Source organism: Flammeovirga agarivorans, assembly GCF_012641475.1.
GTDB classification, from domain to species: domain Bacteria; phylum Bacteroidota; class Bacteroidia; order Cytophagales; family Flammeovirgaceae; genus Flammeovirga; species Flammeovirga agarivorans.
In genome coordinates this window covers 25,093-43,844 of sequence record NZ_JABAIL010000013.1, presented here as the reverse complement: position 1 = coordinate 43,844, position 18,752 = coordinate 25,093, and the positions used below count along the sequence as shown (strand labels likewise).

Below are 18,752 nucleotides of genomic sequence, written 5' to 3'. Positions count from 1 at the left end.
TATTATCTTTTAATTACTACATAGCCGTTGTAATTGAATTCGTAAGGAGTTCTTACTTTTAAAATGTAGTAGTAGGTTCCGTCTGGTAATGGTTCATTATTCTGGTTATTACCATTCCATGTGTTGTCGTAACCGTTGCCTTTATATACAGGTTGTCCCCAACGGTTATAAATCGTGATATCATTGTCCGGATATCCACCTATTCCTTCGATTACAAATGCATCATTTAATTGGTCTCCATTCGGAGAAAAGCCCGAATAGAAAGTAAGTAGAGGTTCTTCATATTTTGGTGTTCCATCCCCTTCTATTATAACTAGTAACCCTTGCTGGCAAGTACCCCAAGCATCACAGATAGTATAATAGACATGATCTGTTCCTTCCATATTTTCAGGTGCTTGATAACAGATCACAGAATCCGAATAATTTAAGGAAGCACCTTCTTTTTTAGGATAGACATTGATAATATTTGATGTAACGTTTAAAGTTGAGTTTTCTTCAGCAAGTTTATTGGCAATAGAAAAACAACTTTCCTGAGAAGGTGATACATAAATTGTATCTACCCATAAGGTATCATTATTAGTAGTTATGGTTACTCCATCTTCAGTAATAAAGATAAGTGCTAACGCATCGTCCGATAAATGTGGGTCTCCATCATCATATACTCTGTATGATAGGACATCCAATCCTGTAAACCCTTCATTAGGAGTGTAATTGATAATTGGGATGGATTGCCCATTATTGACGAAGACATTTAATGTAGCTTCACCCCTTAATGGTGGCTTTACGATATATGAATAATCATGAACAATAATACCATCTTCATCAGAGTCATTATTATTGATCTCGATAGAAATCGCTGTATTTACATTGGTTACTACGGAGTCGTTTAGAGCTAAAGGAGGAATATTTGATCTATCAATCACTTCATCTCCTTGTGGATCTACAACATTGACTGTTATTGTAGAGGTGTCACAAAGTGTTGGAGTACCACTGTCACAAATCTCATAGATTATTTCATAAGGACCTGTAAAATCTGGATGAGGTACATTTTCAATTTTTCCGTCTACCACATTTACAGTTGCAGTATTGTCATCTGGTTTTGAAATGATAGTAAGGGTTTCCGGATCTAATGGAGAACTACCTGGAGTATCATTACCCAATACATCCATAATAACTCCTTCTCCTGCATAAATATCGATTTCATCTGGATTGGCTATAGGGCCATCGTTCCCTCCAATAATAAATGATCCAACATCACAATACACGGGTGATCCTAAATCACAAATTCTATATAGTATGAAATCAGGGCCAGAATAATCTTGGTTTGGTGCAAAAGTAATCGTTCCACCTGTGATCGTTAGATTTAAGTTAGAATCAACATCACTTAAAATAGCAATTGTAGATAAATCTAGATTATCATCTGGATCAGTAGCGAGATCGGCCACAGTAATTCCATTGATAAACAAAGGGTCATCAAAATCAATCAATACACTATCTCTAGCTACTGGAGGTTCATTCTGATCACTTGTCGTTACGATGATCATACCATCATCACAAGTTTGAGGAAAGCCTAGATCACAGGCTGTATAGAAAATGGTATCCGTACCAATATTTGTATCCTCTCCCAACACAGAAATACTAGGTAAATCTTGTGTTGTCGTTAGCATAGGGTCTGAGATGGATGTAATTGTAATCACAGCATCTTCCGGTACTTCATCTTCTATCAGTGTTGTAATTGGTACAGTAGATGTTTGGTTTAATGATAATGTAATGGTTGTATCTCTTGCTACAATTTGTTCATTCACCTCTCCGTTAAATGTAATAATTGCATTTTCAGGTGATGAGTGAACAAAGAAAACAGCATCGTTATAATCGTAATCTGCATTCTCAATATCATCTTCAAAACATAATAAGAAATCTCTTTCTGTTGTTCTTCTGTTGGCTACAACTACTGAGTGAGTCAGGAATCCGATTTCTGTACCATCTGGATCAACAACTCCTTCGTTCAAATCACTGTTTGAATAGAGTGTATATCGACCATCAACTATAGCAGAAACTTTATCCGGAGCAGTATGGTCCCAACCCTGTGAAACTAGGAAAAAGCCAATTACAGTACCCGCAGTGTAATCTCCAAGGTATAACTGAAAACCATTGTTTATTGTGTTTTCAGTATCCAATTTAGGGAAAACAATTGTTTTTGTATTTTCTATATCAGCAATGCTCTCGGGTGGATCATTATGTGGGTAAGTGTAGAAGCCTAAGGTATTAAACCAATCGGCATCTTCGAACCCTAAAGTGATATAAACTGCACCTGTTTCTACTACTAAAAAGTTTCTATTGTGTTCCTCAATAAAAGCCTCTGTAGCAATAGAGATTGTATCGTAAATATACTGGAACAATTCTGCACTTTCAGCTGGTGGTGTAAGACGAGTTGATACAACATAAGTACCTTCCGGTCGTCCATCATTATTCCATGCTTGTCCAGCATTAGGATTATCACCCAATACAAGGTATGAATAGGTAGTGAAGATATATGCACTACTGCAAAGTCCTATAAATATTAGTGGTAAGAGCCATATGTAAGTTTTATTTTTCATCTTATTTTCTGATTGCTTTATCCCAAACTGAAGATTGGGTACCGGATAAGTATCTGAAGAAACCTAGCAATGCACAGTAATTCATAATTGCATAGTAGTAGGGCAACATGAATACTTTGTATGGTTTTGTTTTTCTTTTTATTGAATGGATTATGAATGCAATAGTGTACATTAGTGTTTGCCCTAAAAACAGTAAACTGTATAAAGGATTAACAAAAACCATTAAATAAAAGTTTGCAATGTATATCAACGGTAGAGCGAAGGGAACAAATAACCATCTTAATACTCTATGTGATACATACTGAAAAGTGACCATTCCTCTTTTGAAAATATTGAATAGAGGCAGCAGTGTAAATATAATTTGAAAACCACCTGCAGCGATTCTAATTTTTCGCTTCATTTCCTCTCTAACCGAGACCGATGCTTTCTCAGAAGCAAAAGCCTTAGGCTCGTAGGCCACTTTATATCCTTGTAATAAGATTTTCATTGAAAGGTAGAAATCATCTAAAATGATCTTTTTAGGAATCTGTGGATATACATTAGTTCTAAAAGCAATTAGTTCTCCTGCTCCACCCATTACAGATGTAAGTTCAGCATCTAATTTCTTTAGGAATGATTCGTATTTCCAATAAGCACCTTCTCCAGATGAAGCCACATCGCCTGCTTCCTGAAGTACTCTTTTTTCACCACAAACACATCCGACTTTCTTGTCTTTAAAGTTTTTGATGATTTCCTTAATTGCCGTTCTGTTCAATAAAGTATTGGCATCAGTACATACAGTAATTTCTTCCTTTACCTTATTGATGACTCTATTGATAGCAGCTGATTTTCCTGCTCTCTTCTTGTCATAGAAATAATGTATATCAATTCCGTTGTGTTGTAAGTTTTGTATAACTTTTGAAGTATTGTCTGTACTACCATCTGCAACAACGTAGATCTTTAGTAATTCTTTTGGGTAGTCGAGTGATAGCGTATTGTAGACTTTCTCTTCAATGATGTCTGATTCGTTATAACATGGGATAACGACGGCTACTTTTTCAGTAAACTCTATTTTATCTAAGGTTAAAGTTTTAGATGTGCCAAAGGTTCTTTTAATAAGCACAAGAGCATATAACACTATTGGATAGCCAATAATAGAATAAACTACGACAAATAAGCTTGCCCAGAAAAAGTAAGTGATGAGTGAGTCTAACATTAGGTTTAAATATTATAGAAATTTCAATCCTTTATCGGGAATATGGTTTTTGGTATTGATTAAATATGATATCGCATCTGTGTATCCCGTTAATAAAGCTTTCCTTAAGTTTTTGGTATTGGATTGAAATAACAATGAGAAATAACGTTTCGGTAGTGAGAAAATTGAAATAAATATAAAGAAGATGGGGAACTGTGTTGAGGAAGTATAATGCTTCATAAACAACAATCGATTTCTGAAAATAAAATATTCTTTCAAAGGACTGTTCTTTCCAACACTCATGGATTCTTTGTGTAGAATTTCAGCATTACCTTCATAATAAGTTTTTAAACCTTGTTTATGAAAACAATCTGACCAAGCCAATTCTTCATAATATAGAAAGTAGTCAAGTGGCATCAATCCGACTTTTGAGATGTACTCTTTTTTAGTCATCATGGCCGCACCATGAATAAAGCCTACCTCATAGGAGTGGTTGTATTCAGGGTTATCTTTTGCATATTCTCCAATAGTTTTATTTCTTCCAGTCAGGGTATCCACTAGGGTATATCCTGCGTACTGTATTGTATTAGGTTCATCATAGTATTTTATTTTAGGACTGACGATTCCAATCGTTGGATCGTCATTTAATATTTTGATTAATGGGTCTATACTATTTCTAAGTAGTATCGTATCGTTATTAACAAGATACAAAAATTCTCCTGAAGCTTTAGTAATACCTAAATTGTTTCCCGCTGAAAATCCTAGATTTTCTTTATTATGTATAACTACAATATCACTTATGATCGCTTGATAGATGGATGGATCAAAATTTTGGCTTCCAAGCTCAACAACAATTACCTCAAGATCGTTCCGATTTAGTCCAACTATAGAATGTAATAAATCTAGAGTAACTGCATTATTCTTATAATTTACTGTGATTATTGATACCAATTTACTCATGAATTTTCTCCCATTTTTGTGTTCCGAAATTGAAACGTTTTACTAATTTGGCAGGGTTACCAACAGCTATATGATAATCAGGAACTGATTTTGTAACGACAGACCCTGCTCCGATAACCGAATGTTTGCCAATAGTTACGCCTGGTACAATGACAACATTTGCTCCTATCCAAGCTTCACTTTTTATTTGTATTTTTTTGGTATTGACTCCTTGGTCCACAATAGGTTGCTCGGGGTTTTCATAATTGTGATTTAACGCTGAGATAACAATATTCTGTGCAAGGATCACATCATTTCCAATCTCTACTGGACCAATAATAGTATTGCCTATTCCAATAACACAATTGTCCCCTACTTCAAGATCTCCAACAGCATTATTTAAAGTTACCCTACTTTCAATGATGGTATTATGTCCAACTTTAAAAGCATTGAAAGGAAACAAATCCCTTCTTACAGACCATCGTATAGTCGACGAAAATGCAATAGTATGAACAAAAGGATTCCAGAATAATCGTACCCATAAACGAGGACGATAATTGCTGACAATTAACGAATGAATAAACTGTTTTAAGCTGTTGTTTTGGGTGACAATATTTTTTAATGCACTAATCATTTTCTATGATTTCAAGAAATGTTCTCGCTTTATTCGACCAATCATTATTCTCTGCGAATTCTTTTCTTCGACTTCCTTTTTCAATATTCTCTTGTTTGATTTCAAGGATTGCTTTTTCGAAAGATTTGACATCTGAAAAAGTATACAATAAGTCTTGAAAAGAACTCAGATTGGTGAATTCTGTACTAATAACTGGTTTACCGATACTGAAATATTCATTAATTTTTAGTGGATAGATACATGATGTTAAATCATTGATGACAAATGGAATCATACATATATCTGCATGGTAAATAAAGTTAGGAACAGCTGAGGAGGGTCTTGCTCCTAGAAAATGAATATTAGTGATCGGTACTAAATCTTCTCCTTCAAACTCTCTTTCATTAATAGGGCCGATAAATATAAAATCGATATCTGTATGTTTTAATGCAATACTTTTAATCAATTGATAATTAATCCTTAGACCTAGATTTCCTACATAGACCACTTTTAAACGTTCTTCACCTAATTTTGAATATTCCTCGGGATAAGGGTATTCATCTAATTGAAAATGAGAGAAATCAGCACCATTATGAACAACTTCCGTTTTCGAATTTAATTTACTTAATCGATCTTTCAATTGATCTGAAGTAGTAATCACCTGATCTGCTTTTGCTACAGCTTTAACCTCTGCCTTTATACCATGTTTTGCTATATATCTTTCTCCTGATATAAGATCAACACAGTGATAGATAGTTTTTTTAGGTACAAAGGTTTTTGAAATGATATTATATACGGGATTGAATGAATTGATATAATAAAAATCAGTCACCCCAAAGTATTTCAATACCTTCATTACACTTTTTTCAATCTGTTTTAGATTCTTCTGCTTTAAGAATTTATATAGAGAACCTTCAGAAAGAAAATTAATTGGGTATACAATGTTAGGGGTTATATTGATAAACTGAGGTAATTCAGTATAAGGTTGCAAAAACAAGTTCCTACCTTCAAGAATTGATGACCTAACTTTTAACGAGTGCTTTAGATGACTGGATAATTTATCTTTGTAGGTAAAAGGATGATCAATATAAAATACCATACGATCCTTAGCCCATTCTTTTGCTAAAAATAAGGAAGTTGCTCCGTATTTTTCGTCAAAACGGGTGAGCCCTTGCATCACTATGGGTGTTTTATTGCTCATGAAGAAAACTGCTTTTTATATTTTTGATCCATTCTTAAGAATGAAGGAAATAGTACGATTAAATTTACCCACCAAGAAACTACTAAAGAGAGTCCCTTACTTAAGGTTTTTGGTCGTCTGAAAAAACCTAAAACATGTTTTAGAAACATCAATTGGTGATAGAGAAACACTTCAATATAAATAGTTCTCCAGGGATTGGTATTTCTATACTTTTTATACAGAAATGGGTTTTTATAGTAAAGAGGAAATTCACTCTCTAATATTTTCATTCTCCCTTTTAATTTGGATAGACTTTCCATTCGTGGAGGATGATAAATTTTCATGCTGTCTAAAAAGATCACCTTCCCTTTTTCTTTCAGTCGCCATGCAAAATCGGCATCTTCATTATGAGCATAAGGGAAAGATTCATCAAAGCCTTGTAACTCTTCAAACGTACTTTTTAAATAAGCTGCATTACAAGTCGGTAATGCTGGATTGCCATTTAAATTTTCAATTTGATGTGTGAGAGGTGTCACATTTTTATTATCCGTAAATGTTAACCCTTCGATACCTATCAGGTTTTCATCACTATCAAAAGCTTCTGAAATAGCTTTTAACCAATTGGGGTCTGCAATACAATCATCATCAGTGAATGCTAATATCTTACCATTGGCTAATTGAGCACCTGTATTTCTAGCTTTTGCCGGACCAGATTGATTGATCGATAAAATAGTCCAATTATTAAGTTGACCGTAATTTTCATCTAATAAAGCTACAGTATTATCAATACAGCCATCACAGACAATGAAAACCTCATAATCCTCTTTAGGGTAATTTTGTTCAGCAAGTGATTTCGCTAAATATAAGACCAATTCTTCCCTATTATGTGTAGGAACAATGACACTGATTTTCATGATTTCACTTTTTGAGTGTTCAACCCTATACTATTGTCTAATTTTCTTAATCGTTGTCCTGTAATTATTTTCGAGAACATGGCTCTGGTGAGATGCATAAATGCATTAAAGAAAACAGATAGTTCTTGTTTTAATGTCCTTTTTGGGAACTGATTAAGAATTTGTTCTTTGGTCCATGCACCATGGAAATAGTCTCTTACTTTTTCATCGGTTGGATTCATTTCTATAGCAAGAGAATCTTCCCATTCGTATCGAACAGTTAAGATATTGGGATAAGTTTCAATTAATAATTTGAAAGCAATCGACTCTCTTTGAAGGTAGTAAAGGAAGAAATCTCCAAAATCTAAATCTTCTCCAATTGGTCCAACGGAATTCTTTTTTAGACCGACAACAGTATCATCAATATCCATAAATACCCATTCATGTGATCCTTTTGGCACTAGGTATTCTCCCATTAAAGATGGCATTTCTAGGTAGCCTCTTTTTCCAACTCTCGTCATTTCCTTTACAAATTGCGTGGGATTCTCAACATGTTCGATGACATGACAGCAAATGACATAATCGAACTCGTTATCTTCAAATGGTAGATTTTCACCATCTGCTAAAATAAACTCTTGTCCTTTACGAACAACAATATCTCCTGCTCTATGCCCATTATTTGTGTTATCATATTTATCAACAACAACGTTAGCTCTTGGGTGAGGATTATGCCCTCCTCCTATTTCTAATACCCTCCAAGATGGATCGATGGATAAAGAAAATCTGTCTTTAGGTGTATTTGTTTTCATAATATAGAATCGTAGTTCTCTCTAAGTGTTTTGACTGAATTTTCCCAAGTAAAATGAGATGCTCTTTCTATTCCTTTTTCAACTAATTCTTTTTGTAAATCTTTCGATTCTATTAGTCTGATTATATTATTAGCTAAATCTAATGGTGAGGCAGAAGTAAGCATGGCGGCATCATGTAATATCTCATTTAGTGATGCGGCATTTGAAGAAACAACAGGTGTACCACAAGCCATAGCTTCTAAAGGTGGAAATCCAAACCCTTCGTATAAAGAAGTAAATAGAAAACAATCAGCCTGTCCTAAGAAGCTAGCTTTGTCCTCATCCTTCACATAACCAACAAACTCAATATTCTTTAAGTTATATTTTTCAACTAATGAAGGTAATGGTGTTAAAGCCGCATTTCCACTTCCAATTTGCATGAGAAAGTCAATATTTTTCTCTTCTAAAATTTTAGCAACTTCTATTAGAGCTGTTGCATTTTTATGTACAGCACCTAAGCCTCCAATATACCTTATGGTGAACCGTTCATTTTCTTTTTTATTCTTTACCGGTTTTAATTGGTCGTGATTAATTCCGTTGTAAATCACTTTTACTTTTTTCTCATTTACACCTGTTTTAGCTATAAGATCATTTTTGGAATAATGAGAAACGGTAAATATTTGGTCACTATGCAGGATGCTACTTTTTAACTGATAATTATAATATCTCCGTTGCCATTGATTTTTCTGAGGATAAATTAATGGGATAACATCGTGTATAGTCACACATTTTATCTTGGTTTTCTTCTGAGACCAATGTATCGCAGTAAAAGCGTCAATATTATCTGCATGTAATATGGTGTCCTCACTATCAATTTTTTTTAGTTGTTTATATAAATAATAAGGTGCGATATAATCTTTTAATCCTCTCAGGGATCGATGAGGGTAATCAATAGCATACGTACTTGGAGTACCTTTACGGTACAAGGTTGACGTCTGATTTTGATGTAGTAGTTCAACGACCATTTGATCGGAATACTCTCCTATTCCGCATCCTTTTTCTACGCAAGATAGCCACTTAATATTCATCTTATCATTAGGTTTATACTGAAATTAACCATAGATTTTTTAAAATAATAGTGTCTTTTAGAATAGTCCAATAGATAATTGAAATGATCACAAACGGCATTATCCGTCTTAGAATAGTCCATTTTGTACTATTAGAATATTCTTATATAAATATTTATCTAAATGAAACTTTAGGGGTAAGACTCTTCAAAAGATTATCTATCTTAAGATAAACTATTGTTTCGTATGAATCTAAAAACAATTTCATTCACATTAGTATTACTTTATTTATCAAATTTTTACGCGCAAGCACAAAATTCACCACTATATGTAGAAAGCCAGATTGATTCATTATCAGCAATTGGCCTAGAAAATAATTACTTAATAAAAGCTAAGGATATAGAAGTTCAGATCTCGAAAGAGCAATTAGCAGCCGAAAGAAAAAGTTGGTTGTCTTCTTTTAGTTTTCAAGTGAACACATTTAGGTATACAAATTCCGCAAGTATTGCTCAAATCAGTGCATTTAGTGATATCGGAGTGGGTTTATCTATTGATCTATTTACTATTACTTCATTAAATAACCGAGTTAGAAAATCTCAGTTAGAAGTCGTTAAAAATGAGATGTTGTATAAAAATCAAATCAAGCTTGTTCAAAGAGAATACATACAAATCTATACCAATTATTTAAGGGCTACTGAACAGCTTAAAATCCTTACAGAGCAAGAAATAAGTCAGAAAGAACTTCTACAGTTAGTAAAGGATAAATTGCTGAGAGGCGAAGCAAAAATTGATGAATATATAAGATTAGAACAAAGATTACACGAAACCCAAGTAGCTAAAGTAGAAGCAGAAGTTGGAGCTGCGTTGGCTCAACACGAGATGGAATTACTGATTAGCGAGTAAGAAAGATTATCAATGCAAAACCTAATTTACATTTTAAAAAGTATTGTAAAGAAGATATACCTCTGGTTAGGTATACCTATAGTTTTGTGTGTCGTTTTGTATACTCAACTTTCAGACTTCAAAACCTATCAATCAAAAGCAAAACTTCAATTTGAACTAAATACTGACGGTAGCCTTTCTGTAACTTCTAAGTCCTTACAGCTTTTCGAAATTGGTTTGATGTTTACAGACCTTTTAGAAATAGCAAGGATCAAAAGAGTAATACAACATGTTCAATTAATGATTCTCATTGAGAGTCTACAAACCGATAACTTATATGATATTAAAATTAAGACAGATTTATATTCGGAGAAGGAAATCATAAAAAGAGCTCAGTTTTTATTAGACAACTTTATTGAATTTGATTTACAACGACCTGTTGATGTAATTATTAATAACATCTTAGTTTTTAATGGTCTTAGTGTTGAAGACCTGAACAAAAGGATAAAAATTAATAGAATTGGTAGTAGTAAATACATTGAAGTAAGTGTTGAGGATAAGAGCCCTTACAATGCAAAATTTATAGTAGATGCCTTAACAGATGCTTGGATCCGAGAATACCGTTTTGAGCTTCAAAGTCGATACCATGAAAAATCTGAAAGTATCAATAAATCTTGTATCAATGCAAAACAAGATTTAGTAGAATTGATGGATTCCCTTAAGCGATACAAGAGAAGAAATAATGTCATTGATATAAAGGCGACTAAAAAATTTATTATTGAGCGTTCTGCTGAAATAAAGAAAGAGATTTCTTTAGTGAAAAAAGACATGCGTTCTGTTGAAAACACAATTGATTACTTAGAAAGAACATTACAAAATAAAAGCGATTTTGGTTTTCAGGGAAACTCACAAGAGTTGAATACCGAGATCATGATGCTAAAAGATTCTCTTAGAAAACTTCAAAGAGACAAAGAATATAATGCATATAATCTTGAGAAATTACCAAGTGATTACCCTTATAAAATCAATGAGAAAATCAACCTGCTTGAAACTAAAATCAATAAGAAATTAAGCAATTCGGTGACAAACACTACTTATGATCCGAGTTTAGCCAAGCAGGCAATGGTGAGTGACTACTTAAAGAAACAAATTGAATATGTAAAATTAGATGCACAGCTTAAATCCCTTCAAACGGAAATGGGTAAGCTTAATTCTACATCGAGAAAGTTTATAGATATCATTTCTGATATCACAAAACTTGAACATCAGATTGAAACGGATAACCAACACTATTTAATACTTCTTGAGAAAAAATATTTTGCAGAATTATTAGAAAGAGACGCTGGGCACAACTTCTTTATTATAGAAAAGGCGAGTTTCCCTATTAAAGCGATTAGTTCCAAGAAAGGGTTAATCATAGTAGGTGCTTTTGTGGGTGCAACTATTTTATTATTAGTAACGGTTGCTTTATTAATAATATTTGATCCGAATCATCACCTTCCGGCTCAAATAGAAAAACATGCAAAAATCCCAATTATTACCAGTCTATATATCATTCCAATCCGGGAATTTACCTCGAGGTTTACTCCTAAATTCTATAAGTATATTCAGACTAAACGGGATAATATCAAACGAAGAAATGTAGCAGATCAAAATGCTGATAGTAAGAAGTATATAAGGAGATTAATTGTAGATCTTCCCAAATCCAATAAGAATATTATTTCTTTTATGGGGGCAAGAACCAATTCGATCACTTTTGATACGGCTATAGAAATTCAGCAAATGTTAGCGAAATCTTCTTTGAAATCAATCATTATTTATAATGATTGGTTTTCGCCTTTATCAGAGAAAGAGATAAAGGTCCCTATTGTGAGTATAGATACTTTTGAGGCAAGTAGAGAAAACTGTATTCTAAATCTATCGGAACAAAGTTGTTCTCCTTATGATTTCAAACTACCACAAGAGTGGTTTTATACCTTATCCCATTTACGTACTGTCTTCGATTATGTAATCATTATTCCGCCTCCTACCCATAAAGCTACTATTTGGATGGAGTGGTTAAACTTATCTTCTGATATCTTTTATGTATATGAGTTACATAGAAGATTTGAAAGAGACGACATCAAGAACCAAACCTATATGTTAGAACAGCATGCCAATGTTATTGGAGGAATTTTAACATCAACAACATTATAAAATTAACCCTATGAGTATTTTATTAATACTATATATTATTATCGGAGTCTATCTCATTTTCTATTGCTCTTATCTCTCTTTTACATTGATAGTGGGGACTTTCTATAAGAAAAAAGTCGGCGATTCTTACAATACACCTAATGATGACCGATGGCTTATATTCATTCCTGCATATAAAGCCGATCATGTACTTATTAAAAGCTTAGAATCGATTAACGTTTATGCTCCCTTAGTTGAATTTAAAATAGTAGTTCTTTTTCAAGAGACACCTGAAGATATCATTAAGGAGGCCAATAATTATGAGATTACAATGCTCAATCAATCCTTCTCATCAGATAAAGGGAATACTTATATACAAGCTCTAAAGTACTTTAATGAATGGCTTAAAAAAGATGAAATGATCAGCGAGTATTCGCCTACTCATCTCGTTTTATTGGATAAAGATAATTGTGTAGGTGAACATTTTTTTAGTGAATTGCTAAAATTCAGAAATGTTGGTTATGAATATATTCAAGGAAGAAGATCAGCATTAAACCTTAGAGAATCAGTGGGGCATTATGATGAAATATCAGAACGGTTAAACGATGTTTCATTACGTAATTATAAATGTGCTTTGGGCTGGAATCCTGAGCTTACAGGAAGTGGCTTTATCATCTCAATGGACTTCTTTATTAATGGAATAGACCATTTATCGTTAAATAATCCAGGTATGGATAAAAACTTATTTCTTGAGTGGATTTTAGGAGATAAAAAACCGAAAGGCATCTATGCTAGAGAAGCTATATTATATGAAGAAAAGACGGAAGACATTGAAGTATTAAAACAACAAAGAAGTCGATGGTTTGCTGAACAATATATGACAGCATTCCAATTTCTTCCTAGATTACTAAAACAGATTTTTTTTAAGTTCGACATTGAAGCTTTAGATTATCTCATTAGTATTTTTAGACCTCCTAGGAGTATTTTAATGCTTATCACTCCCTTATTATCACTATTAGAACTATTATTTTTTAGAACGTATTACCTATTTACAATTAGCTTTTTAGTACTATTAATTGGTGGTATTGTTTTTATTTTAGGGAATGGTCTTTCTCATTCATTTTCCAGTCTTATAATTCGTTTACCTCATATAATAATGAGTAATTTATATTCATTGCTAAGTATATTTTCTGGAAAAGCAAAAGGTAATTTTATTCATACTGAACGAAACAAAGAATGATATCACCGGTCCCAAATAATAACTCAATAAACACGGTAGCAACGATTGTAATAGCCTCTTTATTAGCAGCAGGCGTTGCATATTTAGCCATTAAACACCATTGGGGTTTAGGGATAGGCATCGCTGTGATGAGTATTACGGTACCACTTCTACTATCATTATTCTTTTATATCAAGTTTTCAATATACCTGTATATCTTCCTTAGTATTTTTATTGGTATTCCTTTAAAGATGAATTTACCTGTCCCTATTGGTTTAGGGGTAGATTTTGCCATCCTTTTTACCATTCTCGGACATTTGTATAAATGCAGTGAGATGAAGGATTATAAGAGTACATTCATCGTTCCCATGATGATTCCCATTGCCCTTTGGATTGGTTGGAATGTATTTCAAGTGGTCAATCCTATTGCTGGTTCTAGAGTCGCATGGTTTTTTGTGATGAGACCTTATGTACTCTATCCCATTTTATACTTTATAGCTTACTATTACTTTAGAAGTATTGAAGACATTAAACACCTCTTCTTTTTCCTTTTATTATGTAGTTATATTAGTTCTGTTTGGGGGGTGATTCAAAATATTAATGGCTACTTTCCTTTTGAAATGGACTGGGTATATGCTAATGATGCAAAACACCTAGTATATATATCTGGACGTTGGAGAATATTTGGCACACTAGCTTCTCCGGCCCATTTTGGTATGTTGATGGCAATTATTATTGTAGCAGGAGCTGTTGTAGCATACTTGTATAAATGGCCTTCTATAATAGTGATCGCATTTGGGACGATCATTTCATTACCAGCGTTAGTTTGGTCAGGAACAAGAACAGGTATCGCATTAGTGGTCGTAATTACTGCAATTATTGTAGGTCTTTGGGGTAACTTTAAAATTTACATTGCTGGAGGAATCTTCGCTTTCTTTTTTATTATTTTGATCATTACCCCTTCTAATAATTACCATATACAGAGAATTCAATCCACTTTTGCTGGTTCTGAAGATACTTCTTACAAAGAACGTGAGGAAAACAGAAACGCCATGTATCCTTGGATTATGAAACACCCCATGGGTGGAGGCTTGGGTAGTACAGGTGTTTGGGGCGTACGTTTCTCGCCGGGAACTATGCTAGCAAACTTTGCACCTGATTCGGGCCACATTAGAGTTATGGTAGAAACAGGATGGATAGGTTATATTATATATATGGGTATTTATTTCACCTTTATATGGTATTCGCTCCGGCATACAAAAATTTGGAAAATTAAAGACACAAAACTTAAGGTCTTACTATTAGTATTATTTGCAGTCCTCTGTTCATTTATTATCGTTGAACAGGCACAAGATGTTAATGGTATTTTACCTTTCAGTATTATGTTATGGATTTTTATTGCACTATTGATGCGGGTAATAGACCATATACATGATCATTTTCAAGAAATGGAATTAGAAGAACATAATCTAAAACTTGAACATGAAGCTAAAATCAAAGAAATGAGAATTAGAAAAACCAAAGAATATGAAGCAAAATTTAATCAACCCAGACACTAAAATAACCCTTGTTTCCTGTCAGCACTTTAATTCAGGGATTGGCCGATATAGCTATCAATTAGGCGAAGGCTTAAGAAAGTTATCTTTTGATACAGAATTATATAAGGTATATAAAAGAGATCATACAGACCGAAAATACCATAGGTATAGTTGGATTAATAAAATACATTACAAATCTTTTCGATCATTACATCCTTATATCTTACCCTATTTTATTCATCGAAGAATAAAGAATACACCTTCAACTAACTTAATACATGGACACTGGTTTATTTCCGGTTATGCTTGCTCATTATTAAAAAATCCATCCGTTGTTACTATGCATGATGTATCGTTACTTCATGTCACTGAAGCAAGTAAATGGTTTACAGGTTACTATAAATGGGTCATTCAACAACTGAAGAAAAAGAATACACCTATTCTAGTTGTTTCTGATACTGCAAAATTAGATTGCATGAAATATGCGGATTACCCAGAAGACCTTATTTATGTTAGTAAAAATTTCATCAATTTCAATCAGTTTTTCCCTATTGAAAATATTGCTCAAATAGAAAGAAAAGATACATTCAATATTATTTATACAGGTGGTTTGGGGCAAAGAAAAAATGTAGGAATGCTTCTCGAAGCAATGAAAATTATTGAGAAAAAATTCCCTTATGCTAAGCTGAAGATTGCAGGGGCTTTTCCAGAATATACACCATATCCCAAAATGGCAGAGGAGTTACAACTGCGTAATGTGGAATTTGTTGGTTATATCCCTGATAATAAATTGAATGAATTTTATAACAAAGCAGACCTTTTTGTGTTTACTTCTTTATACGAAGGGTTTGGATATACTCCCCTAGAGGCCATGTCTACCAAAACACCAGTAATTAGTACTAAAGGAGGAGCCCTTCATGAAATTGTAGGCGAAGGAGGCGATTTAGTTGAATATAATGTAGATGAATTAGTAGAAAAAATATCATTTTATTTATTACGTCCTAGTAAATTAGAAGCTCTTGGCAATCAGGGTTTTGAGTGGGTAAAAAGATATACAGAAGATGCATCTATAAAAAATACACTAAAAGCTTATAAAAAAGCACTCGCATAATGAACGATTATTATGTGATGTATGTTTAAAGGTTATAAAATATTAATCAAAATCATCCCATACTTCAATCATGTCGAAAAACATAGTTATTTTAGATGATGATCAATTTATGCTAGATTTTGTCAGTAATCTACTTACTGAGGACTATATCATTCATAAGTGCTCTACTATAGATGCGGCAAAAGAGCATCTCTCTCATCAAAAAGTTCATCTTCTAATCATGGATTTAAACCTAAAGGATGAACATGGAATATCTCTTATCAAATTTTTGAAGTCTGAAAAAGAATTCCAAAATCTGCCAATCATTACTTTAAGTAGTGAAGATTGCTCTACGACCAAAATTGAAACCTTAGAACAAGGTGTCAATGATTTTATTGTTAAACCATTTTTACCAAAAGAATTAACCTTAAAAGTAAAGAATTTACTAGTTGATAAGTATCCTGATCAAAATCAAAACAATAAAGGAAAATTATTAAAGATCAATAAGGTATCCTTACCAACCAAGAAGCAATTTTATTTTGCAGCCAAAAGAGGTTTCGATATTGTTGCTTCCTCCACTCTGCTTATTTTACTTAGCCCAATTTTCATATTGACTGCGATTGCTATCCGTTTAGAATCTCCTGGACCCATTTTCTACACATCTAAAAGAATCGGAAAAAACTATTCTGAAATTCCTTTTTTCAAGTTTAGATCCATGTTGGTAAATGCTGATCATTTAGTTGAGAAACTTAAAGATCAGAATGCTTATGGAGAAACAAAAGAGGAAGTAAATAAGAATGATATTCCGAAAGGAAGCGATTTAATTGGTGACAATGGTTACAAAATTGGAGAAAACCATTTGAAGATCGAAAAGCAAGGTGCTACTTTCTTTAAATTAGAAAATGATCCAAGAGTAACTAAAGTTGGGGCAATTATCAGAAGAACAAGTATCGACGAATTGCCACAATTGTTTAATGTCTTCTTAGGACATATGTCTTTGGTAGGGAATAGACCTTTACCAGTATATGAAGCAGAACAGTTAACGCAAGATTTTGCAGTTGGTCGTTTTTCAAACTCAGCAGGAATTACTGGATTATGGCAAGTGAAAAAAGCTTCAGATCCTTTTATGACAACAGAAAAAAGAATAGAGTTAGATGTAAATTATGCTAACAAGTATAGTTTACGAAGAGATTTAAGGCTACTTTATCAGACACCATTTGCAATGCTTCAAAAAGAAGAGTAAATATAAAATGTAGGTCAACTCAAATTGGGTTGGCCTTTTTTATTGTCTAAAAAAATCACTTTAAATTTTTTATATCGAAAATAAAGGTAATAGCACCATCTTAACATTCATTAAATCAAGCATATAAGATAAATTATATGCTTTTTTGTGATAAATTTGATTAGTGAATTAATATTCAGTTAATATTAACATTCATTGACGATTTTAACACAACGAAAAAAATGTATAGTTTTTCTCTATATCATAGATTATTCTTTCAAGAATATGGACAATAGATAAATATAACAATAAATGTATATTGTGTTATAAAATTATATTTGGGTTGTACATTGTTATCGTAAAATGAAGAAAAGAAAATTTGTTAGAATTTCTGAAATCTAGTTTGTTCATTTGCACCCGTACTCTTTCAATTTATAAACTTTCAATCTTTTCTATTTTATCATTAAATTAACAACATATCATCTTCTTGCTATAATAGCTTGTGTGTCTACTATTGGGTGTTCTTCCGATGTTGACAATCCTAGTGTTTCACTTCCAGAAACAGATAATGCTTTAGTTCCTTGTCTTTCTTATTCAGAAAACGAGAACACTCTTGAGGTGTTGACATGGAATATTGAACATTTTCCAAAGCATACAGAAACTACTGAATTCGTTAATGCCACGATTATTGAAAGTGGTTATGATGTTTGGGGATTACAGGAAATTGAACAAACAGGAAAGCTGGATCAGATAAAACAATTAGATGAACGATATGATGTAATTGTTGATGAAGATATTGCTTTTGGCGTTAATGACGATTACCATTTGGCCTTCGTTTACAGAACAGATCATCTAGAAGTTTTATCAAAAGAGATTCTAGCATCAGGTGATTTTGAAAGCTATTTTTTTCCTAGGAAACCTTTATTAGTGACTTTTAAAGATAAGACCTCTGGTCAGGAATTTACAGTGATCAACTTACATATGAAATGTTGTAGTGGAGAAACAAATAATTATCGAAGATCAGAAGGGGCAAAAAGGTTAAAAGATTATTTGGATTCCAATTATGCCAACGAAAAGGTGATCGTTTTAGGAGATTTCAATCATACCATCATTCCTTCAAATACCTCAGACTATAAAGTCTTTATTGATGATCGTACAAATTATCAGTTTTCTGATGAAGCGTTAGCAAGATCTGATGATCCTTTGAATTGGTCATACCCTGGTTGGCCAAGCCATATTGATCACATATTAATGACTGATGAATTTTTTGATGGTTTTGTTGATGCTTATACATTGACATTGGATGAGTGTTCTGGTTACTATGATCCAAAAGTAAGTGATCATCGACCTGTTTTGAGTGTGTTCTCAAACTAAT

Annotated in this window: 15 protein-coding genes; 7 read left to right on the top strand and 8 right to left on the bottom strand. The window is 33.0% G+C overall.

Annotated features, from left to right (window positions below; all coding sequences use genetic code 11):
• Positions 1–2 precede the first annotated feature (2 nt).
• The 8 genes from HGP29_RS25530 to HGP29_RS25495 are packed head-to-tail and all read right to left on the bottom strand — an operon-like array spanning position 3 to position 9,272.
• Entirely contained in the window at positions 3–2,597 is a 2,595-nt protein-coding gene (locus tag HGP29_RS25530) for an Ig-like domain-containing protein (protein ID WP_168885302.1), read from the bottom strand.
• A gap of 1 nt (position 2,598) precedes the next feature.
• Positions 2,599–3,792, bottom strand: a complete 1,194-nt coding sequence (locus HGP29_RS25525; protein WP_168885301.1) for a glycosyltransferase family 2 protein — start codon at positions 3,790–3,792, stop codon at positions 2,599–2,601.
• A gap of 12 nt (positions 3,793–3,804) precedes the next feature.
• The gene (locus HGP29_RS25520; protein WP_168885300.1) at positions 3,805–4,731 is read right to left on the bottom strand and encodes a glycosyltransferase family 2 protein; all 927 of its coding nucleotides are present in this window, start codon (positions 4,729–4,731) and stop codon (positions 3,805–3,807) included.
• Positions 4,724–5,344, bottom strand: coding sequence for an acyltransferase (locus HGP29_RS25515; protein ID WP_168885299.1), 621 nt, complete (start codon positions 5,342–5,344; stop codon positions 4,724–4,726). The genes HGP29_RS25520 and HGP29_RS25515 overlap by 8 nt, the downstream gene beginning before the upstream one ends.
• Positions 5,337–6,524 carry a glycosyltransferase gene (locus tag HGP29_RS25510; RefSeq protein ID WP_168885298.1) on the bottom strand — a complete coding sequence of 396 codons (1,188 nt, stop codon included), beginning with the start codon at positions 6,522–6,524 and terminating at the stop codon, positions 5,337–5,339. Before HGP29_RS25510 ends, HGP29_RS25515 begins: the two co-directional genes overlap by 8 nt.
• Positions 6,521–7,417 (bottom strand): glycosyltransferase, encoded by an 897-nt coding sequence (locus tag HGP29_RS25505; protein ID WP_168885297.1) that lies wholly within the window; start codon positions 7,415–7,417, stop codon positions 6,521–6,523. Before HGP29_RS25505 ends, HGP29_RS25510 begins: the two co-directional genes overlap by 4 nt.
• On the bottom strand, positions 7,414–8,205 hold the full coding sequence (locus tag HGP29_RS25500) for a class I SAM-dependent methyltransferase (protein ID WP_168885296.1): 792 nt from the start codon (positions 8,203–8,205) through the stop codon (positions 7,414–7,416). The genes HGP29_RS25505 and HGP29_RS25500 overlap by 4 nt, the downstream gene beginning before the upstream one ends.
• A complete protein-coding gene (locus tag HGP29_RS25495; RefSeq protein ID WP_168885295.1) occupies positions 8,202–9,272 on the bottom strand; it encodes a glycosyltransferase family 4 protein in 1,071 nt (356 codons plus the stop codon). Before HGP29_RS25495 ends, HGP29_RS25500 begins: the two co-directional genes overlap by 4 nt.
• A gap of 225 nt (positions 9,273–9,497) precedes the next feature.
• Between HGP29_RS25495 and HGP29_RS25490 the strand changes: the two genes are divergently transcribed.
• The 7 genes from HGP29_RS25490 (at position 9,498) to HGP29_RS25460 (ending at position 18,751) form a co-directional block, all read left to right on the top strand.
• Entirely contained in the window at positions 9,498–10,154 is a 657-nt protein-coding gene (locus tag HGP29_RS25490; protein ID WP_168885294.1) for a TolC family protein, read from the top strand.
• Between the two features lie 12 nt (positions 10,155–10,166).
• A complete protein-coding gene (locus HGP29_RS25485; protein ID WP_168885293.1) occupies positions 10,167–12,329 on the top strand; it encodes a GumC family protein in 2,163 nt (720 codons plus the stop codon).
• 10 nt (positions 12,330–12,339) lie between these two features.
• On the top strand, positions 12,340–13,548 hold the full coding sequence (locus tag HGP29_RS25480; RefSeq protein ID WP_168885292.1) for a glycosyltransferase: 1,209 nt from the start codon (positions 12,340–12,342) through the stop codon (positions 13,546–13,548).
• Complete coding sequence (locus HGP29_RS25475; RefSeq protein WP_168885291.1) at positions 13,545–15,086, top strand: O-antigen ligase family protein; 1,542 nt, start codon at positions 13,545–13,547, stop codon at positions 15,084–15,086. Before HGP29_RS25480 ends, HGP29_RS25475 begins: the two co-directional genes overlap by 4 nt.
• Complete coding sequence (locus HGP29_RS25470; protein ID WP_168885290.1) at positions 15,055–16,176, top strand: glycosyltransferase family 4 protein; 1,122 nt, start codon at positions 15,055–15,057, stop codon at positions 16,174–16,176. Before HGP29_RS25475 ends, HGP29_RS25470 begins: the two co-directional genes overlap by 32 nt.
• A gap of 70 nt (positions 16,177–16,246) precedes the next feature.
• A complete protein-coding gene (locus HGP29_RS29100) occupies positions 16,247–17,398 on the top strand; it encodes a sugar transferase (protein ID WP_168885289.1) in 1,152 nt (383 codons plus the stop codon).
• A 483-nt stretch (positions 17,399–17,881) separates the two neighbouring features.
• Positions 17,882–18,751 (top strand): endonuclease/exonuclease/phosphatase family protein, encoded by an 870-nt coding sequence (locus HGP29_RS25460; protein ID WP_168885288.1) that lies wholly within the window; start codon positions 17,882–17,884, stop codon positions 18,749–18,751.
• Position 18,752: the final 1 nt, after the last annotated feature.